Below are 20,459 nucleotides of genomic sequence, written 5' to 3' on the forward strand. Positions count from 1 at the left end.
TCCCGCTTCAACGGAAAGGGATCAGTCGTCCGACAGAAACTCCGGGTGCTGCTCAAAAAACGGCAGCCACGTGTCCGTCTTCAAACCCGGAGCATTGGATCGCACGATGTTCAGTGTCACCTGCAACTCCACCAGCGCGGTGTCGATCCGGCTTTTGCTCACCCCACCCAACGTCGAAAGCTCCCGTCGTAATTCGGCGGTGGTGCGTGATTCGCGGCGAATCAGTTCATAAGCACGACGGGCCAGCGGGCCGCAATCAGAGACCGGCTTGTGATGCTGCGGATAATGTTCTTCGCGAAGGTATTGAGTGCACATCAACACCGCCAGACCACCTGGCAATTTCCCATAAAATATCTCGGAAGGAAACTGGGCTGGCAGTTCATTTTTCCATGCCCAGATCGCTTCCACCTTCCGTCCCCATCCTTTTTGACCTGGCTGGCGTCCCGGAAGGTCGACCATATCCCAGAGACTGGGGAGCGTGGATTTTTTTGAACCAAAAATGAGGCAGACTTTCACCTTCAAGACAAACTTGTGGGCCTGTTCGAGGGTTTTGATTTTCATGATCGCAAGGCTGTCAGTCTACTTGATTCCGCACCAGCGTTGGATGCTGCGAAAGTCGTCTGAAAGCGAAGTTTGCATGGATTGCGCAGGCGGCAAGGGATTGCTGGCGCGGAAGTGGTCGGGGGTGTCCCACACCCGCCCCCAAATCCTTGCATGCAAAGCATGACACTGACCAATTTCCAAAGGCGTGTGGGACACCCGCCACCACGTCGGCATTCTCAAATGTCTGACACTTTACACACATTCCTGATATTTATCCTTAAACCCCTTGAGTTAGTGCCATTCTCTCCTGACCCACTTCCCACTGGCCCCATTTTCCCATTTTCGTGTCCCCGTTCCATTCCTTATCTAGCATTCTCAGCAGTCCACTGATTCACCTTGTCCATCGAACTCATATCCCCCCGCACGCAGGCAGCAAGATAGAATCCGAGAGCGCCAACCTTGTCGTTTACAATATTCCAATAAAGGTCACCCATCTGCCTGAGAGACTCGGCATCCTGATCGATAAAGGACCTGCGAATGTGGTTGTCATCGATAAGTGAACGGTTGAACCAAGGCGATTCATATGGTCCAGCAACAGTTCTTAAAAATGATGATTTCCATTTGCTAAGATTTTCACTGCTAAGCTTATCTCCCAACAATTCACCAAAAATTAACCAACCTAATTCAGCGATCTTGTCTTTGCTAATCCCTGCAGAATAGGACGCCAGTCTCCTGGCAACAGACATATCACGAGTTTCTATAAGTCTCAAAACCAATGCTTCTGCTTCACAATTTGAAGGCATGGTGCTCTCTACAGCATCGTCAACTACTCGATCACGGACAATGTATTTCTTTCGACATGTCGAGCAAAATACCAGTAAATACAGCAGCAAAATCAGAATTTTGATGTTCATCCTTTTGACTAGTGGGTCGGGCACCCCCTTCGCTTTCACCACTACATACCCTTCTCTACAGGAACACGGACCATGTTGCCCCACTCGGTCCAGGAACCGTCGTAGTTGCGGACTTTCTCGTAGCCGAGCAGGTATTTCAAGACGAACCAGGTGTGGCTGGAGCGCTCGCCGATGCGGCAGTAGGCGATGATGTCGTCGTCTTTTTTCAGACCCAGATTGGTTGCGTAGATCTGCTGGAGTTCTTCAAAGGTTTTGAAGGTGCCATCCGGATTGGCGGCGGTGGCCCAGGGTTGACTTTTGGCACCGGGGATGTGTCCGCCGCGAAGAACACCTTCCTGCGGATACTCGGGCATGTGGGTGACTTCACCGCTAAATTCTTTGGGGCTGCGGACATCGATCAAAGGTTTTTTGGCGCGATGATGGGCGAGGGCCTGATCGAAATACGCGCGATGCTCTTCGTCGTTGCGAGTTGCGGGTTGCGGGTATTCGCTGGGTTCGAAGTTTGGCACGGCACGGTTGGTGGCGCGTCCTTCGGCGATCCATTTCGCACGACCTCCATCAAGAAGTTTGGCGTTGGTGTGGCCAAAAAGTTGAAACACCCACATGGCGTAGGTCGCCCACCAGTTGTTTTTGTCACCATAGAAAATGACGGTGGTGTCGGGGGTGATGCCATGCTGGCGGACGAGTTTGGTGAATCCTTCCGGGTCGACGTAGTCGCGCACGGTTTCATCGTTGAGATCACGCCGCCAGTCGATGTGCACCGCACCGGGGATGTGGCCGGTGTCATAAAGGAGCAGATCTTCGTTGCTTTCGACGATGCGGATGGCGGGATTGTCTAGATTGGCGGCGAGCCAGTCGGTGTCGACGAGGGCGTCAGGGTGGGCGTAGGAAGCGAATTTGGTGCTCATGATGAAAATAGGCAGTCGAAGAAAAGAAGCGGGGGCTAACATGGCCGCTGCACTGGTGATCGCAACCGCAAGCTTTGAAGGAGCGCTCGCCCTAGCCCTGAATGATGAAGTCGCTCATGTCCTGCGGCAATGGTGCACTCCAAGAGAGGGTGCCATATTCGTCCTCCAGCTTGAGCTGGTGCGAATGCAGCGCTTGACGCGGCATCAAAAGCTTGGAGGCCAGTTCAGCCGTCCAACCTTGTCCGACAATCGCCAGATAGAGAGTCTCGTCCGTGCCATACAGTTTGTCTCCCACGACCGGATGGCCATTGTGGGAAAGATGCACCCGCAATTGATGCATGCGACCGCTATGGGGAGTCGCTTCGACCAAGGCAAACGGTTCTCCGCGATGTTCAAAACGCTGCCGCACCCGAAATTCGCTGTGACAGGCCTGCCCGTTTTCATGCACGATTTGTTTCACGTAGATGGGAGAGTCTTGCACGTCGCCAGCGCGAAGAATCGGAGACATCTCGGTGAGGTCTTCCCAAGCGGGCCAGCCGTGCACCAGAGCCAGATAACTTTTGTGGATTTGCCGGCGCAACATGGCTTTGCCGAATCGGCGCGCGGTCGCGCTGGTTTTGGCTACCAGCACCAGACCGCTGGTTTCGCGGTCGAGACGGTTGATGATGGAGATTTGTCCGCCGTTGCTGAGTTCAAAACACAGCAGATGCCGCAGTCCGTCCCATAGTGTGAGGCCCGCATCACGCGGTTTGCTGGGATGAATTTGCAGCGGAGCGGGTTTGTCGACCACCAGATAAGTGTCGGTTTCATCCAACACGGTAAAATCAAAACGATGGCGCTGCATGCCAATGTCGAACGTGAAAGACGAGGGGGGCAATCAATAATCCCCTTCGCGAAGTTCCCTGGAAAGCGGAAAGCGCAGCTTGGCCCCCAGTCGCAACCACCAGTGATTGCGACAGGTGGTGCTCAAATAAAGCAGTTTCTCGGTAACGTTTTTGCCCATGTTGGCAGTGAGCGGCCTGCCGATGCCAAGGAACAGTCCGAACCGCACCCACGGACACTTCAAAAGCTTCTGCCGACAGCGGGCAATCTTTTCGAGACTGTCGCGGTCGAGCTTCACCCGCACCATCTCTTCCTTGAGGGTTTCCAATCGCTTTCCAAGCACCACGCCGGCGTTGAGATTGTTTTTGCCATCGTAAGCCCCGGCCAGCGTGTGATTGGGAAACACCTCAAACTCCGGACCATTGAGCCCTGCACAAAGCAGTTCAATCTGCTCATCGCTCTGGCTGGTGATCAACTGCGCCAGCGCCACCTGCAACATGCCTTCGTGAAGACTGCTGATGCTGCTGCACGAACCACGGACAAAATCAAAAAAGCGGTGCCTCATCGAGGGACGCTCACGCAGCGCCGCAGCGTGGGTGCGGTAGAGGTCGAGATGCAGCCTCAACATTTCCCGCATCAATGGCGCGGGTTTGGTGGCAATGGTGTTGCTACCGTGAACCCGGTATTCCACATGCACCGCCGGGTCCACGCTGAGCTGGTTCTCCAACGCTGCAGTCGCCAGGAAAAAGTAGTCGTGATTATAACGATAAGGCCGGAACGGATTTCCCAACAGGTATTCGGTGCGCGCAAAAACGTTGGTGGTGGTGGCGACAAAGTTGGCCTGGCCCAGCCATTCTTGCAGGGTGATGCCGTCCTGTTGTCCAAGGCTCCAGGCCCCATGGAACCAGCGTGCGCGCGGTGCATCAGGCGGCATGATTTGCCCCGCTCCATCAATCACTTGCAGGCCCGTGGCAAAAACGGATTTCGCGGCAAACTGATTGGCCTTTTGCAGACAAAATTCCAACCGGTCGGGCAGCAGGCGGTCGTCAGAATTGAGGATTTGGACGAACTCACAATCCTTGGCCGCCTGACGCACCAGTTCGTTCAACGTGCAGTGCGCACCCCGGTTCTCACGACCCCACATCTCCACCCCATGCGGCAGGTATTGCATCACGACTTTTTCGGAACCATCCTTCGAGCCATCATCGATCACCAAAATACGGTCGGCCCTGCGACTCTGAGCAAGAACAGATTCGATGGCCGCGCCGATGTAGGCTGCGTGATTGTAACAGGGGATGATGACAGCGATTCGCTCGGACATGAAAAGGCGGGGAAGCAAAAACAACCGCTGGGACCAGGGCCTATATCCGGGCTATTTTCGAGGGATTATAATCAGTGTCTACCCGCACATCAAGGGGCTAGAGTGAGTATTGCTTGTTTGAACCCCTCCAATTTTTGCCATCCAACCCAAAAAACGCCAGCAACCTAAGCATGGAGATGTTGCAGAATCCTCTCCAACCAAGCTTTCTCAACGGGTTTGCGATCCACTTTCGCGACCACCACCCGCTTTTTCAGCTTGATCGGCCCCATTTGGATGGTGCGGTGATCCGGCGGATGCAGCAACTGCAAAGCATCGGCACCCGAGGCGTCCGCCAGTTTGGGATCGGCGATGCTGGTCAGTTCAATCTCCGCCAGCAGTTTCTGCAACAGGCTGCGGCTGAGCGTTGGATTTTCTTCAATCGCGGCACTGATCGATAATCCGGTGATTTTGTTCCACAACCAGACGGTGACCAGTGCATTGCTGCGAAACGCATGCAAATGTTTCACGCCTCGTTTCGGCAGGTTTTCCGCCAGCCAGAAAGCACGCCGGACATCGCGATAAAAATTCTCCCCCGTGATGGCATCACCAAACTGGCTGCGCAGTTTCTCCACCTGCTGACGCCAGTAGGAATAACGCAACCACAAGGACTCCAGCACCACCGCGTCGGGCACATATTCCATGTCGTGGGCAGGCAATGCCGATTTCTTTTCAACGCCCGCCGCAATGCATCGCAACCGTTCATCAACCGGCAAATCCCCCACCTCATACAGATCCCCGGCTTCAATAAAATAAGCCACCGGTGCCATCACCCGGGGCGCCTCTTCGCGACCCTCCATCGTCCGTTCAAACAACTGCGCGATCTGTCTCGCCGTGCCTCCCCCATCTCCGCCATCCAACATGAACCGGGTCTCCGCGCGGCACCGGCCAGCCCTTCCCATTTCGCGCCGCTGGGACGGATGCCTCATCATCTGTATCAACGCATCCGCCAGTTGCCGCTCATCTCCTGGTTCGGTGAGAAGCCCGGTTTCGCCATGCACCACCATTTCAGGAATGCCGGCCACCGTCGTGCTCACCACTGGCAGACAGCAGGCCATGGCCTCCGTGATCACCGTCGGCAAAATGTCAGACGCCCCCTTCTGATCAACAATGCCCGGATGCACAAAAACATGGGCCGCCGCCAGCTCCCTTTTGATGTTTTCCTGACTCAGCGGACCAAGCAGCGTCACTTGGGAAGCCACTTCTTGACTGGCAATCAACGCCTCCAAACTGGCCCGGAGCGGACCTTCCCCAACAATGCGGGCCTGAATATTCACCCCCTGGTCTTTCAACAATCGCACCGCGCCAATCAAATGCTGAAACCCTTTGAACTCGATCAACCGACCCACACTGACCACCCGCAATGCTCCCTCATCGCGAGCGTTCGCATAAGGAAAATCGTTCAATTCGATGCCGTTGTAAATGCGCACCGTCTTCGCGTCGTGGCCGGGACACATCGACAGCAGCAACTGCCGCGAAAAATCGCTCACCGTCACCACAAAAGCCGCCTCATCCACCATCTCGCGCAACAGGTCGTCGCTGCCCAGATCCACCATGAAATCCTGGGCATGGGCCGTGAAGCTGAACGTGAATCCCAACCTCTTGAGGAAAAGTGCCGAGTGCGTGGCCCGGTTGGCAAAGTGAACATGCACGTGACCAATTCCCAGCTTCCTCAACCGTTTCGCCGCGTGCCAGGCATTGCGGGCGCGGATTTCCGCCTTGAAACCCTTGCCGTATTTCTCATCATGCTCCCGGATCAACGGCCCCAGCGCCGCCTCAAATTCAGTCGTTGCCGCCTGCGCGTTCAACACCGCATCAGGGGCCGGATAATGAATCTCCGCCTGCAGGCGATCAAGCCGCTCATGCCGAAACGAGTCCGGCGGCGGATTCAACGAAACCACCTCAAGCTCAAAGCCAAGGGCTTCCAGCGCCAGCATTTCTGAATCGCAAAAAGTCTGGGAAACCACCGGATAACGACTGTAAAGATAGGCAATGCGGGCAGGCATGGAAAAGCCTAGCATTTCGCAGCAACCCCGGGGATTGCAAGCCATTGATGCTCACGCGCATTGCTTGTCGAAACGGCGCCAACTCTCGCCAACCCCATCGCAACCATGAACTCATCGAGAATTTTCCTTGTTCATAATCCCAGCTTTTGACACTCTATCGAAATGAAAATGATTTCTGCCTGTGTTATCGGAATTTTTGCCTCGCTGGCCACCCCCATTTCCGCAGTTGCCAAGCAGGACATCGTCGCCAGCGCCCTCGAATACAAGGCCGGTAAAACCCTCTGCGAAGGCTGGCATGCCTACGACCAAGCGGTCACCGGCAAGCGACCCGCCGTGCTCATCATCCATCAGTGGACCGGCGTTTCCGACAACGAAAAAATGCGCGCCCACATGCTCGCCGGACTGGGTTACAACGTGCTGGCTGCCGACATTTATGGCAAAGGCATCCGCCCCCAGCCACCCGAATCCGGCAAAGAAGCCGGGAAATACAAGCAAGACCGCACCCTTTACCGCGAACGCCTGCTCGCTGCGCTCGACACCTTGAAAAAGGATGATCATACCGATCCCTCCAAGGTTTTTGTCATCGGCTACTGCTTCGGTGGCACCGGGGCTCTCGAGGTTGCCCGCAGCGGCGCTGAAGTGCTCGGCGTGGTCAGCTTCCACGGCAACCTCGGCACGCCGACTCCACAAGATGCCAAAAATATCAAGTGCCCGGTTCTCGTGTGCCACGGCGCTGACGATCCCTACGTCCCCGCCGCCGAAGTCGAAGCTTTCAAGAAGGAAATGGATGACGCCAAGGTCACCTATGAATTCATCGCCTACCCCGACGCCGTGCATAGCTTCACCCAGAAAAACGCGGGCAGCGACAACAGCAAAGGCGCCGCCTACAACTCGCGGGCGGATGCCAAGTCCTGGGTCTCCATGCAGCGTTTCTTCAAAGACGCATTGGAAAATTCCAAATAGCCAAATCCAATCAGTCCACTACCCGCGGTGGTTCCACATCGATCCATGGCGACAATTCGAGTCCACCCTCGGTGTCGTCCATCACCCGTTCCCCCTGCAAATAAGGGTGTTCAGACTCCATCTCGATGATCAACTCATAACTCTTGCCCACCTCGCGCGGAAGTCCCGCCACCGGTTTGCGACCCAGCATGCCCCAGTGCTTCACCAGCACCTGCTTGTCTTCAAATTCCCCTTCAAGCACCTCTTCCACCTCATACACATAAGCGACCAGCGAGCTTGTGTAAGGATCAATGCCTTCTGCCGTTGGCATTGCTGATTCCTCGACCAACTTCGCCCGCATTATGACCCGCAACGGAGGCGGAGGGAGTTTGCTGAGATGAGCCGCCGCCGCTTGCGCCGCCCGGTCGATCTCCTCGTCAGTCAATGCCAAATCATAAACCGCCAACCGACCCAGCCCCGCATCCCAATCACCACCCACCAAGCTTGATGACTGCTCTGACAAGGCAAGATTCGTCTCTTGATCCAACGCCAACGATTTCCCATTCACCCACACGGCCATCATCCCCGCTTTTCTCGTCACCAACAAATGAAACGCCTTCGAAGGCAGCACTTTGGCCGATTTCTTCGCACCCGATTTATCCCCTGCCAGCAAGGCACCATCCTCCCACTTCAGCCCCACTCCGCCGCCACGCCACAAGTTGCCCTCTGCCGCGGCTGCGCCAGGATAAACCACCGCCTCCAACGTAAAATCCCCGCCGTTCCCCACATGCTTCACCACCGGCCACGCCGAATCCGCCGCCACCTCATACCAGCCACCGTCCAGGGTCAATTCACTGAACCGCCCAAACCGCGCCGCACCATGCCCCTCAAGCCGGGTCTCCTGCTTCTCGCCAGCTCGCGTTTGAAAACTGTTCAAAGCCTCGCGATCCTTCCACATCAACAACAACCCCTCGTTCACTGTCGGCCACTCTGCCACTTTGGGTGTCCCATCATCCTTGCCAATGCCATACCCTGCCAGATTCACCGTCTCACCACCCGCAATCCACACATCAGGATACGACTCCCCTTTTTTGTCATCAGTCAGCTGAAACCACGCCTCCACTTCCGTTGCCGATTCATTCAATTTCGCTACAAACACATCGGCCTTCGAGCCGCCCTTGCCGATCACTGAACCCGACTCATTCTTCGTTTTGATATACGGCCCTGTGATCGCCACAAACCGCGCGTGATTGCTCCATCGAGGATGATACACCTCCGCGTTTTTCATTGCCTTGTCGGTGTTCAACGCCATCTCCCATCCCGGACGCCCATCATCCGCAAACATGTATCCATTGCGATGCCCCCCATCAAAAACCCACGATACCCCGCTGTTGTCCGGCGCGATCGATGGCCAGCAGCCGGTCGTTTTTTTCTCCGCCTTCCACTTGCCGTCCTTGATGTGAAAAACCCCGCAGTGCGGCCACGGAAACAACCCGCTCGCCCTCGTCCCATCTCGTGACAACTGCAAATTGTCCGTCCCGATCGGCGTCTCATCATACACCAGCTCCACCTTGCCCGGCTCCTTCAGGGGAAAGCGAATCAACCGTTTCGCCTCCAATGCAATGCGCGTTGAAGTGATCAAACCATCCGCCGCATACACCCACTCAATTCCCGTCGCTGCGTCCACCCAGGTGTCCAACGCATACCCGTCCGCCAGTTTCTCCCCCTCGCCCCCTTCCCATCCGATGCGGTAGATCACCGGCTTGTAACTCTTCTCGCTGCCCTCCCCGCGTTCGATGTTCTTGTCCGTGTAGAGAATCACCGTGCCATCGACTGACAGCAAAGGCCGCGCATAATTTCCTTTATTTTCCACCAGATCACGCACCCCTCGGCCATCGCGGGAATCAATGCCTCGCAACAAATTGTTCTTCCCCACGGCAAAAGGGTCAGCCCTGTCCTCCTTCTCCTGCACCGCCCAGACCACACGGGTGTGATTGCCGGTAAATCCTTCAAGCTTGTTACTTAATTCCTTGTCCTGCTGCTCCAGAATCGGATCAGACGTTTTCTTTTTCGCCGACTCCTCCTCCCTCGGTTTGTCCTCCTCTTTGCACGAGGAAAGCAGCGAGATTGACAGAAGAACCAAACAAAAATTGCGGAATATCATGAGAAAATAAAAAACTGAAGATTGCGTTAAATGGTTGCCGCCGCCCGTTCGTGCATCTCGATGTCAGGCAGGTGATATGGGCGCATCACGAGAGTCAACCCCGTGGCAGGAACGTGATTGGACCAAAAAATATCCCTTTCGTTCGGCTAAGGCGGAACACACAAACCCTTGCAGGCAACACTTCGGCTGCCATGCAAATGAAGGTCAAGCGTCGATGGAGGGCTCGCAGTCACCAAAAGTCCATAAGTTGACATTCGTCCCGTCGCAAGCACTTTCGCCCCTCCCATGCGCATCCTCTCAGGACTCCAACCCACCGGCCGACTTCACATCGGCAACTATTTCGGCATGATGCAACCCGCCCTGCAGCTTCAGCACGAAGGCGACGCTTATTATTTCATTGCCGACTACCACTCGCTCACCGTCATCCACAATGCCGCCGAGCTCCGCGATAATGTCTACAATCTCGCCATCGACTTCCTCGCCTGTGGACTCGACCCTAACAAGAGCACCTTTTTTCGCCAGAGCGACGTCCCCGAGCACACCGAACTCGCCTGGATTCTCTCCTGCGTCACCCCCGTTCCGATGCTCGAAAACGCGCACAGCTACAAGGACAAAACCGCCCGCGGATTCACTCCCAGCACCGGCCTTTTTACCTATCCCGTGTTGATGGCTGCCGACATTCTCATCTACGACAGCGACATCGTCCCCGTCGGCAAAGACCAGAAGCAGCACCTTGAAATCGCGCGTGACATCGCCACCAAGATGAACCTCACCTTCGGCGAAAACACCCTCAAACTCCCCACCGCCCGCATCCGCGAAGCCTCTGCCATCGTCCCCGGACTCGACGGCCAAAAAATGAGCAAAAGCTATGGCAATACCATCAGCCTTTTTGAAGACGAGAAATTACTGAAGAAAAAAATCATGCGCATCGTCACCGATGCCACCCCGGTTGAAGACCCCAAACCCACCGAAGGCAGCTTCATCCTCCAGCTCTACCGGCTCGTCGCCAACGACACTGAATACGACGAACTGGTCGCCGACTTCCAACGCGGCGGCACCGGCTACGGCGACTTCAAAAAACGCCTTCTTTCCAAGCTGTGGGACTTCTTCGCCGAAGCCCGCGAACAACGCGAGACCATCCTCGCCAAGCCCGGTTATGTTGAAGACGTGCTCCAGCACGGTGCCAGCAAAGCCCGCGCCGTCGCCCGGCAGACTATTGACCGCGTCCGGGACGCCGTCGGCCTCTCTTCCGCAAAGTAGTTGGACTCATCAATTTCGCTAATATGACGAATTTGTTGACAAACCCGCCAAACGCCTCCTAAACTCCCGTCTAACTTAAAGGAACACAAGGCAAGATGAGTATGTTTGGGTATGGTGACGAGCCGCAACGCGGCACTCCTCCGTTGCACAGCGAGAAGATCGTGGGCGACAGGAAAATTTTCTTTCTCGATCTAAAAGAGAACGACCGCGGTCGTTTTATCAAGATCACAGAAGACGTGCGTGGTCGGCGAGACACCATCATGCTCCCCATGGAGCACGCAGAAGACTTTTTGGACGCCTTGGAGCGCATCCTTCAAGTCAGTCGCGATTCGAACGGCGGCGAATAGCCCCACCAACATTTCAGGAGTAGGGACATTCCTGTCCCGTCAGAATCAGCGCCAAGCTGAACCTTCATTCTTGACCGTCAATCCGTGTTGACCGGCTAATCGGGAATCTGCCCGCCTCCCAGGCCCGCGATGGAAATTTTCCATCGCCCCAAAACTTCTTGTCAGCCAATAAAAACACGCTAGGATCTCGCTCCCATGATCCGCCGAGCCACCATTGGCACCCATCGAATTACCCCGGGCTTCCGCTGCGCCTGAGAGCGTCCATCTGTGCCGGAAGCCCATCTCCTCGATCAACCAGGGAATAGGCCTTCCCTTTGTTGCGGCCCAAGCCACTCCATTTATCTCATTGTCTCTGCTTTTCTTCTCATCATCTCCATGAAATTCTCCCTCTACGACACCACCCTGCGCGACGGCACCCAGGGTGAAGGCGTCAACTTCAGTTCCCTCGACAAACTTCGTATCGCCCATCAACTCGACGAATTCGGCGTTCATTACATTGAAGGCGGCTGGCCAGGTTCCAACCCCAAAGACATCGAATTCTTCAACCTCGCCAAAAACGAAACCTTTAAAACTTCCAAGATCGCCGCCTTCGGCAGCACCCGTCGCGCCGGCATCGCCGTCCATGAAGATCCCCAGGTGCTCACCCTGCTGGCAGCCGACACCCCCGTCGTCACCTTCTACGGAAAAAGCTGGCTCATGCACGTCACCGAAGTGCTGCGCACCACCCCGGACGAAAACCGCGCCATGATCCGCGACACCGTCCGCTTCTGCAAAGAGGCGGGACGCGAGGTCATCTACGACGCCGAACATTTCTTCGACGGTTACAAAGACGAACCCGAATACGCTCTTTCCACCCTCGCCGCCGCCCTTGAAGGCGGGGCCGACATGCTCGTTCTCTGCGAAACCAACGGTGGATGCCTGCCCGATGAAATCGCCGACATCGTCAGCAAGGTTCGTGAACGTTTTCCCGATGCCGCCATCGGAATCCACACCCATGATGACGGCGGACTCGGCGTCGCCAACGCCCTTGCCGCCATCCGCGCCGGAGCCACCCAGGTTCAAGGCACCATCAACGGCTACGGCGAACGCACCGGCAACTGCAACCTCACCACCATCATCCCCAACCTCCAGTTGAAGATGGGCATCGAAGTTGTTCCCGATCTCACCAAGCTCACCGAGCTCTCCAAATACGTCGACGACGTCGCCAACCTCCCCCACTTTCCCCGCGCCCCTTTCGTCGGCAGCAGCGCCTTCTCCCACAAGGGCGGCACCCACGTCAATGCCGTCCAGAAACTCTCGCGCAGCTACGAACACATTCCCCCCGCCACGGTCGGCAACCATCAGGTGGTTCTGGTCAGCGACCTTTCCGGACAGGACAACATCCTCCACAAGGCCAATGAGCTCGGCTTCAAACTCGCCCGCGGCGCTCCCGGCGTGAAAGGCATCCTTGATGCCGTCAAACAACGCGAAAATGAAGGCTACGAATACGAAACCGCCGATGCTTCCTTCGAACTCCTCATCCGCAAAATCCTCGGCGAATACACCCCCACCTTTGATCTCCTCGAATATCACACCACCCACCGCACCCACGGCGTGCGCGGATTCGAGACCTGCGAAGCCACCATAAAAATGGATATGAACGGCCAGCGCGTTTACACCGTCGAAGAAGGCGACGGCCCCGTCAACGCCCTCGATCAAGCCCTGCGCAAGGCCCTCATCACGGTTTATCCCGAGATCGCCCAAATCACCCTCTGCGACTACAAAGTCCGCATCATCGACAGCAAATCTGGTAGCGCTGCCAAGACCCGAGTGCTCATTGAAAGCACCGATGGCGTCACCCACTGGGGCACCGTCGGCGTCAGCTTCAACATCATCGACGCCAGTTGGGAAGCCCTTGTCGATAGCATCGACTACTTCCTCAACCGCCACAAAAGCGCGTAGTCCGATCCTCTTGGGATCGCGTTACCTTGAAATTCTCCAATGGTCGCCCAAACGACCATTGGCGCCTTCATCATTTATTTATCCACCAGCAAGGTCGCCAGCCCGAGGAACGTGCCCATGCTGATGACATCGGTCGCTGTCGTCAAAAAGATGCTCGAAGCCGTGGCCGGGTCCGCACCAAAACGGCGTAACACCAGCGGGATCAGCGCCCCCGCCACTCCGCTCACCACGCAACTCACCACCATGGCCACCCACACCACCAGTGCCAACATCAACGCATCTCCACGACCGCTGAACATCGCATAACCAAACATGCCCAGAGCGGCCACGATCCCCACCAAAACCCCGTTCCAAAAACCCAGCACCGCCTCCTTCACAAACAGTCGTTTCTGATCGCCCTGCTTGAGATCCCCCAGGGTCAACCCCCGCAGACAAACCGCCAGCGCCTGGCAACCCGTGTTGCCGCTTTGACCTGCCAGAATCGGCAAAAACGCCGCCAAAATCACCACGCGATCCAGCGTGTCCTGAAACAATCCCACCACCGCCCCCGCCGCGAACGCCGTCAGCAAGTTCACCTGCAACCACGGATGCCGCATCCACAAACTGCGCCGCACCGGTGTGCCCAGACGCTCCTCTTCATTGACCCCCACCATGTTACCCGGCTGAGCCGAAAGTTCGATCGCACGCGCCTCAAACAAATCCTGCCCGCGCACCAGCCCCAGCAGATGCCCCTGCCTGTTACACACCGGATAAACCGGCACATGACGGTTCAAAACCGCCGTCATCGCATCCGTCAGTTCCATCTCCGGAACCAGCGTAAACAAATTGGTATACATGACGTCCTGCAGCTTCCTGCCTGACTCCGACAACATCAAATCCCGCATCACCAGGACGCCCACCAGCTTGTTGTTTTCATCCGTCACATAGCCATAAGTGATGAACGACTTTTTCGTCAACATGCGCAGCGCCTCCACCGTCTCGCCCACCGTCATGTGCGGTCGGAACACCGCGACTGGAGGTTCCATCAACCACCCGACGCTGTCTTCTGGATACTCACGGTTGCGCATCCATTGGCGCGCCATTTCAACCGGTGCCGCCGCCAGCAGTTCGGCCCTCCGTCGGTCATCCAGCTCATGCAGAATCTGCTGCGCAATCAAGGGATTCACCGTGTCCAGCGCCTGCACCGCCGCCTCATCATCCTGCTCCTCCAACAGCGCCGCCGCTTCATAAGGTGCCCTCTGCACCAGTTCATCCGCCAGATTGAAGGATTGGGTTTCAGCTTTCATTACGGGTCACAGTGTCGTCACACCTGATGGTCAATCAACGGGGAATTGTTACCCATTTTCCCAATCGATCACATCCGTCATGCTCCGCCGATTCGATGCCATCAGCGTCAACCCATTCAAACTCCTCTCATGAAACTCCTCTTCATCTACCCATTAACCTGTCTGTTCATCATCGGCATGCTCTCCTGCCAGTCCATGAAAGCAGAGGGCGGAATGAAGGAGATGATCAGCGGCGACATCTTCAGCGGCCCCGAACCAGCACCCGTTCGACCCGACAACCATCTTGGCCCACCAAGGCCGACCGTTCCCCTGCGCATGTCGATGAACATCGGTCGTTAGCTGTCACTGGCCCTGCACGCTCGGGACTGACGACCGAAAAAACGGCGAAGGCAACAAAGCCTCCGCCGTTCAATGGATCCGATTCAATATTCCATCAAACGATCAGCTCTCAGGTGCTGGCGCAGGAGCTGGGGTGGATGCTTCTCCCTCAGGTTTTTTGTCGCCTGGGGGACGCTCACCTTCTGACCTTGGTCCGCCGTCACCGCGTTCGCCCCGATCACCGCCACGCATGCGGCGCCCAATCGCCTCCAGTTCATCCTTGGTCACTTTGCCATCCTTGTTCTCGTCCATCTGATTGAACCGCTCCGTGGAGTTGGCGATGAACTCGTCCTTGCTGATGTCGCCATCGCCATTCGTGTCCATTCCACGCAGCATTTCGCCGCCACCAAAGCCACCACGACGCTGACCGCGATCTCCACGATCGCCCCGCTCACCTTCGGGACGCGCACCGGGCGAACGTTCCCCATCGGGCCCACGCTCAGGCCGCCCACCTTCAGGACGACGCATCCCCTCTGGAGGAGGCCCGCCTTCCGGACGACGGAACCCGCCCGGACGATCACCGCCCTCACCCGGACCACGTCCTTGGCCCTGCCCTTGTCCCTGTGACTGACGTGCCTCGCGCATCTTGCGTGCCGCCGCCTCAAATTCTGACTGCTCCACCACCCCATCCTTGTTTTCGTCGACCATCTCAAAGCGGCGTTCCGCCTCTTTCTGGGCATGCGCCTTGAACTCCTCCAAGGTCACCTTGCCATCGCCATCCGCATCCAACTGCTTCAGCATCCCCTCAGCTCCCGGAGGCCTCCCCCCCTCAGCTCCCGGCGACCGCGGTGGTGGTTTGGGGGCATCTTCTTGAGAAAATAAGTTTGGAGACACACTCAACAGCGCGGCAGCAATCGGTAAAATAAGCAGTGTTTTTTTCATGGCTGGTTTGGTTTATGAACGCCTCTTTCAACCCAACCCCCCGACATAAGTTGCGAAAATTTCCCAGCCGTCCCTCTCAATCCCTGCGGGGTGTAGGGGACTTTTTGGAGTGCGGCGCTCTGCACCGCTTTGGATCAGGACCTATTGCCCCCAAATATCTGCCGCTCCAATTAACGCCGTCCACCATTCGTGAGAAAGCTCCGCCGAGCGGAGCACTCCAAAAGCAACTTCCGCCGAATTAAATCAGCCGATCCAGCTTACGATGGCTAAAACAAGATCACCACCCAGGTGGGCGAACAATGCCAGTATCACTATCACAAACGCATCATTCAAATCAGACTCTCCTCACCCTTCTTGCTGCGGCTCGGTTTGGAGTTGGCATTCGCCGGTCCACGAACCGTGTCAGCCACCGTTGTCGGTCCATCTTCCAATGACATCTTCTCTCCCGTCATGCGCACGCCCACCGGCTTGCTCACGCCGAACTCCTGCATGGTCACCCCATAAATCACATCGGCAACCGACATGGTCCGTTTGTTGTGGGTCACAATGATGAACTGGCTGTTCACCAAGAATTTTTCGAGCATCAACAGGAAGCGTTTAATGTTGGATTCGTCCAGCGGGGCATCCAGCTCATCCAGCACGCAGAACGGACTTGGCTTCACCATGTAGATGGAGAACAACAAGGCCACCGCGGTCATCGAGCGTTCACCACCGGACAACAGGCTGATGCTCTGCAGTTTTTTGCCGGGCGGTTTGGCGATGATCTCGATCCCGCACTCAAGCGGATCGCTTTCATCCTGCAAAATCAGATCGGCCTGGGCACCGGCACCAAACAGTTCTTTGAAGTTACTGCGGAAGTTGGTGCGCACGGCCACAAACGTCTCCACAAACATCGTTTTCGTGGTCTCGTTGATCTTCGCGATCACCTGCAACAGCTCGTCCTTGCTCTTGATCAAATCGTTGTGCTGCGTGTCGAGGAAGTTATGACGCTCCTCCAATTCTTCAAACTCCTGGATCGCATCCAGGTTCACCGAACCCATGCCTTCCAGTCGCTGACGCAGATCATTGACGATCTCTTGAATCAAATCCCAGTCCGGTTCGGGAAGGGTGTCGGATTGGATCGGCAAATCACCAAACTCGCCACCAAGAATTGTCTCCGCCACGACCTCACTGGTCTCCTCGGCGGCCACCACTTGCTCTTCCATCGCCGCGCCATCTTCCGCTGAACCCGAGTCCAATCCGAACGATTCATTACCGACTTTCCGCTTCCGGCCACCACGATCAAAATGTTTCCGCTGCTCCGACAGAGCCAGCAACAGGGCATGCGGATCAGGCTCAAAGGCATCCAACTGAATGCTGTAGCGCTCGCTGATCTGAGCGATCAAATTCTCCAATTTCAGTTCCACGCGCGTCTGCTGCACCTCGGCACGACTGCGATGTTCGCCGAGTTCGCTCTGGCGTTTACGCATCGCGTTGACTTCGCTTTCGATGCTCGATACCGCAGCAAACATCTGGTTGCGACGCTCCACCGCTTCCGATCCCTGCGCTTCAAGAGAACTGCTCAACTGACGCGATTCCTCGGTCTCTTCCAGCAAGCGCGCGTTTTCCGCATTGGCGCTGTCGATGCGCTGACGCCAGATGAAACATTCGTTCTCGTAACGATTGATCGAGCCTTCCAGTTCCTCCAATCGGTTCGCCAGTGGAGCTTTCTGCTGCTCGATGTTTTGCAACGCATTGGTCTCAATCGCCAAAGCCGTTTTCAATTCGTTGAGGCGTTCGGTCGACTCCATCTCACGCCGGATCACCGCTTCAATCTGTGCTTCCAATTGACGCTCGCGTTCTTGGGTTTCCTCAATTTGACGCGTCGCCCAATTGCCCGTTTCGCGATGCTGACCAATCTGATTCTCCGCTTCCGCAAGTCGCGCACTGATCTGCGATTGCTCCCACTCAAGACTGTCGAGCTTGGCCGTCGCCTGTTGCAACGCACGCTGCACCACACTCACCTTCCCCTGCAACTGGCTCAACGCCTCACGATTCAGCTGCACACTGTCCCGCGCATTGGCCTCGGCGCGTTGCTTCGCTTCCAGGCTCAAGCCCAGCTCCTCAAGAAACTGTTCCTTCTCGGCAATCTGCTGTTCCAACGCCGCTGACTCCGTGCGCAACTCGCGCAGTTCCGTCTCACGCCGCAAGGCACTTGTCGCCTCATCCTTGGTTGCACCGCCATGAACAATGCCATGAACCGTCAGCAACTCGCCCTTGTTGGTCACGAAAGAAAGATCGGGATGATCCGCCTTGAGACGGAACGCCGTCGCCAGATCCGCGACAATCAGCACATCACGCAATAAACGCTCCATCAACGGCTGCACCTGTGCCTGCGCCGTCACCTTGTCCAAAGCCCAGGCAATGCCACCGTTCGGCATGAACTGACGCTCGCTGCCACGCTGACCACGCAAGAACGATTGCGGGGCCAAAGTCGTTTTGCCGAGCCGACCCGCCGTGAGTTTTTCAATGATCTCTCCGGCCACCTTCTCGTCATCAAGAAGGATGGTCTGCAAATGATCCCGCAACGCTGCTTCAATCGCCGGAATGTAGGCCGGCTCCACCTGAATGGCCGAAGCAAGAATCCCGTGGATCGCCGGCTTCAGACGATCTGGATCATCCAATCCCTTGATGACATTCTGCGTGCCCTGCTCAAGCCCTTCGCCTTTTTCAATGATCTGGCTCAGCGCCTCAAGGCGCGACTTCTTCTGCGCCCCCTGACGCTGCAATTGATGCAGTTCCTCCGTGAGCAAATCGCGCTGACGACGCTGTTCGGCAATCTGATTCGCGATGTCCTTGAGGTTCTGCTCCAGCTCCGCGCGGGTGCTTTCCTGTTCCTCAATCTGACGCTGCAAATGATCAAACTCCTGCTGGCTGGCCTCAGTATCCCGCGCTGCATTTTGTCGGTCATGCTGCAAGGTCTCGTGCCGCTGACGATCCGCATTCATCTGCTGACTGAGGTTCTGCGCCCGCGCTTCCGCTGACGCTGCCTCGCTCTCCAAACGACGGAAATCTTCGCGCAAATTGCGACGCTGCACTTCCAACTGCTGACGCTCCGGGATGATCGCGTTGTGCCCCACCTGATGCTCTTCCACATCATAACGCCGACTCTCAATCGTGTGACGGATGCTCGCAAACTGCTCATCTGCCGCCGCCAGTTCACGACGCTGACGATCCACCATTTCGCGATTGTTCTCCGCGTCCTCTTCGTTGCGACGAATGCGGCCTTCCAGCTCTTCCACACGTTCGCGATTGAACTCAATTTTGCTTTCCGCCGCCTGCAATTTGGAACGATGCTCCTGTGCCTGTTGACGCAAGGTGTTGATGCTCGACTCCACCTGATGATAGGCCTCGCGAGTTTCGCTGACCTCCGATTCCTTGGTGTGAATTTTCTGATGCAGCTCGTTCAACTGCGTCATCAACGAGATGATTTGATTCTCGCTCTCGGATTTTTCCGCATTGAACTCCGTGAAATGTTTGTGGCCGAGATGGATGTCCAGCGTGCGCAGATCCTTGTGGATGCTCTGATACCGCTTCGCCTTCTGCGCCTGACGATGCAGGGTGCCCATCTGGCGTTTGACCTCCGCCACGATGTCCGCCACACGGATCAGGTTGGCCTCGGTATACTCCAGCTTGCGCAAAGCCTCCTTCTTCTGCCCCTTGAATCGCGTAATCCCCGCCGCCTCCTCGAAAACCATGCGGCGGTCTTCCGGTTTCGCACTGATGAGCATGTCGATCTTGCCCTGCTCCATCACCGAATAAGCCGCACGGCCAATCCCAGTGCCTGCCAGCAACTCCTGAAAATCCTTCAACCGGCAGATCGTGCCATTGATCCGATACTCACTGCGTCCATCGCGAAACACCCGGCGCTGCAACGCCACTTCATTGTATTCCACATTGAGCGCCTCTTCACAATCCGCCAGCGTCAGCGTCACTTCCGCCATGCCCACCGGCTTGCGTTTGTCCGTCCCGTTAAATATGACGTCCGCCATCTCGCCGCCACGCAATGCCTTCGCCGATGTCTCCCCCAACACCCAGCGAATCGCATCCACCACATTGGATTTGCCGCAGCCATTCGGACCCACAATCCCTGTCACGCCCGTGTGGAATTCAAACGTGGTCTTGTCAGCAAACGATTTGAAGCCGTGGATTTCGAGAGACTTGAGATGCATGAGGAAAAGCGGCGTGAAGATTTGTGAACCCAACCAGCAAGACAGACCACCATCTCACCAACGGGTTCACCATTGTCAAAATTGAGAATGGTTGCGGGGATGATTATGAATCCTGAGAGACCGCCACGCAACAAAAAACGCCTCCAACCGCAACAGGTTGTGGTGTCTCCGTCGATCACCCCACAATATATAGACACAGTGCCGTCCAACCCATTTTCCTTGCTCCCCGTTCTGTTCCAAGGATTTAGCGTCAATTCCCACCTCTTTAGCATCGAAATCCATCAGCAAAGCCAAGGCCGCCGTTGTGGAGATCAGCCTGATGGCCATGGGCATCGATCTCGAACTGAAACGCGATCCTTAATGTCCACGCTGCGATCCCTCCAGGATCACCTCGCTGCGATCCCTCCAGGATCACCTTATTGCATCATTGAACCGGGGGTGTCGCCAAGCTCAACCCCCGGCTACAGGCTGCTATGGCTTCGCCATCACGAAACCTCA

Annotated in this window: 15 protein-coding genes; 5 read left to right on the forward strand and 10 right to left on the reverse strand. The window is 56.3% G+C overall.

The annotated features are described in order from the left end of the window. Window positions 1-21: 21 nt before the first annotated feature. From FEM03_RS12025 to FEM03_RS12050, 6 genes are all read right to left on the reverse strand, one after another. Window positions 22-561 (reverse strand): AlkZ-related protein, encoded by a 540-nt coding sequence (locus FEM03_RS12025; protein WP_138086511.1) that lies wholly within the window; start codon window positions 559-561, stop codon window positions 22-24. A 344-nt stretch (window positions 562-905) separates the two neighbouring features. After that, window positions 906-1,457, reverse strand: a complete 552-nt coding sequence (locus FEM03_RS12030) for a hypothetical protein (RefSeq protein WP_138086512.1) — start codon at window positions 1,455-1,457, stop codon at window positions 906-908. Window positions 1,458-1,498: 41 nt separating this feature from the next. After that, complete coding sequence (locus tag FEM03_RS12035; RefSeq protein WP_138086513.1) at window positions 1,499-2,365, reverse strand: sulfurtransferase; 867 nt, start codon at window positions 2,363-2,365, stop codon at window positions 1,499-1,501. A gap of 91 nt (window positions 2,366-2,456) precedes the next feature. Beyond that, window positions 2,457-3,209 (reverse strand): RluA family pseudouridine synthase, encoded by a 753-nt coding sequence (locus FEM03_RS12040; protein ID WP_138086514.1) that lies wholly within the window; start codon window positions 3,207-3,209, stop codon window positions 2,457-2,459. A 33-nt stretch (window positions 3,210-3,242) separates the two neighbouring features. Beyond that, window positions 3,243-4,508 (reverse strand): glycosyltransferase family 2 protein, encoded by a 1,266-nt coding sequence (locus FEM03_RS12045; RefSeq protein WP_138086515.1) that lies wholly within the window; start codon window positions 4,506-4,508, stop codon window positions 3,243-3,245. Between the two features lie 164 nt (window positions 4,509-4,672). Then, a complete protein-coding gene (locus tag FEM03_RS12050) occupies window positions 4,673-6,550 on the reverse strand; it encodes a glycosyltransferase family 4 protein (RefSeq protein WP_166442809.1) in 1,878 nt (625 codons plus the stop codon). Window positions 6,551-6,718: 168 nt separating this feature from the next. Here FEM03_RS12050 and FEM03_RS12055 point away from each other — a divergent pair, with 168 nt between their 5' ends. Beyond that, complete coding sequence (locus FEM03_RS12055) at window positions 6,719-7,513, forward strand: dienelactone hydrolase family protein (protein WP_425501962.1); 795 nt, start codon at window positions 6,719-6,721, stop codon at window positions 7,511-7,513. A gap of 10 nt (window positions 7,514-7,523) precedes the next feature. Here FEM03_RS12055 and FEM03_RS12060 read toward each other — a convergent pair whose 3' ends face one another. Continuing rightward, window positions 7,524-9,656, reverse strand: coding sequence for a LamG domain-containing protein (locus tag FEM03_RS12060; RefSeq protein ID WP_138086518.1), 2,133 nt, complete (start codon window positions 9,654-9,656; stop codon window positions 7,524-7,526). Between the two features lie 285 nt (window positions 9,657-9,941). Here FEM03_RS12060 and trpS point away from each other — a divergent pair, with 285 nt between their 5' ends. The 3 genes from trpS to cimA all read left to right on the forward strand — a co-directional run bounded on the left by trpS (window position 9,942) and on the right by cimA (window position 13,204). Continuing rightward, on the forward strand, window positions 9,942-10,916 hold the full coding sequence (gene trpS / locus FEM03_RS12065) for a tryptophan--tRNA ligase (protein ID WP_138086519.1): 975 nt from the start codon (window positions 9,942-9,944) through the stop codon (window positions 10,914-10,916). A gap of 95 nt (window positions 10,917-11,011) precedes the next feature. Beyond that, entirely contained in the window at window positions 11,012-11,263 is a 252-nt protein-coding gene (locus FEM03_RS12070; protein ID WP_138086520.1) for a DNA-binding protein, read from the forward strand. Window positions 11,264-11,638: 375 nt separating this feature from the next. Next, window positions 11,639-13,204: a citramalate synthase gene (gene cimA, locus FEM03_RS12075; protein WP_138086521.1), complete on the forward strand. Its 1,566-nt coding sequence runs from the start codon at window positions 11,639-11,641 to the stop codon at window positions 13,202-13,204. A 74-nt stretch (window positions 13,205-13,278) separates the two neighbouring features. Here cimA and FEM03_RS12080 read toward each other — a convergent pair whose 3' ends face one another. After that, window positions 13,279-14,490 carry a magnesium transporter gene (locus tag FEM03_RS12080; protein WP_138086522.1) on the reverse strand — a complete coding sequence of 404 codons (1,212 nt, stop codon included), beginning with the start codon at window positions 14,488-14,490 and terminating at the stop codon, window positions 13,279-13,281. A 129-nt stretch (window positions 14,491-14,619) separates the two neighbouring features. Here FEM03_RS12080 and FEM03_RS12085 point away from each other — a divergent pair, with 129 nt between their 5' ends. After that, window positions 14,620-14,829, forward strand: a complete 210-nt coding sequence (locus tag FEM03_RS12085; protein WP_138086523.1) for a hypothetical protein — start codon at window positions 14,620-14,622, stop codon at window positions 14,827-14,829. A gap of 102 nt (window positions 14,830-14,931) precedes the next feature. On the opposite strand, the gene FEM03_RS12090 is transcribed toward FEM03_RS12085, so the two are convergent. Next, the gene (locus FEM03_RS12090; protein ID WP_138086524.1) at window positions 14,932-15,750 is read right to left on the reverse strand and encodes an EF-hand domain-containing protein; all 819 of its coding nucleotides are present in this window, start codon (window positions 15,748-15,750) and stop codon (window positions 14,932-14,934) included. Window positions 15,751-16,079: 329 nt separating this feature from the next. Then, on the reverse strand, window positions 16,080-19,961 hold the full coding sequence (gene smc / locus FEM03_RS12095; RefSeq protein ID WP_138086525.1) for a chromosome segregation protein SMC: 3,882 nt from the start codon (window positions 19,959-19,961) through the stop codon (window positions 16,080-16,082). Window positions 19,962-20,459: the final 498 nt, after the last annotated feature.

Origin of the sequence: Phragmitibacter flavus (assembly GCF_005780165.1) — a bacterium.
Lineage (GTDB): Bacteria > Verrucomicrobiota > Verrucomicrobiia > Verrucomicrobiales > Verrucomicrobiaceae > Phragmitibacter > Phragmitibacter flavus.

Bases quoted from the DNA above. Each gene is read 5' to 3' on its own strand.
- smc (WP_138086525.1), bottom strand. From the start codon at position 19,961: ATGCATCTCAAGTCTCTCGAAATCCACGGCTTCAAATCGTTTGCTGAC.
- FEM03_RS12090 (WP_138086524.1), bottom strand. From the start codon at position 15,750: ATGAAAAAAACACTGCTTATTTTACCGATTGCTGCCGCGCTGTTGAGT.
- FEM03_RS12050 (WP_166442809.1), bottom strand. From the start codon at position 6,550: ATGCCTGCCCGCATTGCCTATCTTTACAGTCGTTATCCGGTGGTTTCC.
- FEM03_RS12055 (WP_425501962.1), top strand. From the start codon at position 6,719: ATGATTTCTGCCTGTGTTATCGGAATTTTTGCCTCGCTGGCCACCCCC.
- cimA (WP_138086521.1), top strand. From the start codon at position 11,639: ATGAAATTCTCCCTCTACGACACCACCCTGCGCGACGGCACCCAGGGT.
- FEM03_RS12025 (WP_138086511.1), bottom strand. From the start codon at position 561: ATGAAAATCAAAACCCTCGAACAGGCCCACAAGTTTGTCTTGAAGGTG.
- FEM03_RS12030 (WP_138086512.1), bottom strand. From the start codon at position 1,457: ATGAACATCAAAATTCTGATTTTGCTGCTGTATTTACTGGTATTTTGC.
- FEM03_RS12070 (WP_138086520.1), top strand. From the start codon at position 11,012: ATGAGTATGTTTGGGTATGGTGACGAGCCGCAACGCGGCACTCCTCCG.
- FEM03_RS12085 (WP_138086523.1), top strand. From the start codon at position 14,620: ATGAAACTCCTCTTCATCTACCCATTAACCTGTCTGTTCATCATCGGC.
- FEM03_RS12040 (WP_138086514.1), bottom strand. From the start codon at position 3,209: ATGCAGCGCCATCGTTTTGATTTTACCGTGTTGGATGAAACCGACACT.
- FEM03_RS12045 (WP_138086515.1), bottom strand. From the start codon at position 4,508: ATGTCCGAGCGAATCGCTGTCATCATCCCCTGTTACAATCACGCAGCC.
- FEM03_RS12060 (WP_138086518.1), bottom strand. From the start codon at position 9,656: ATGATATTCCGCAATTTTTGTTTGGTTCTTCTGTCAATCTCGCTGCTT.
- trpS (WP_138086519.1), top strand. From the start codon at position 9,942: ATGCGCATCCTCTCAGGACTCCAACCCACCGGCCGACTTCACATCGGC.
- FEM03_RS12035 (WP_138086513.1), bottom strand. From the start codon at position 2,365: ATGAGCACCAAATTCGCTTCCTACGCCCACCCTGACGCCCTCGTCGAC.
- FEM03_RS12080 (WP_138086522.1), bottom strand. From the start codon at position 14,490: ATGAAAGCTGAAACCCAATCCTTCAATCTGGCGGATGAACTGGTGCAG.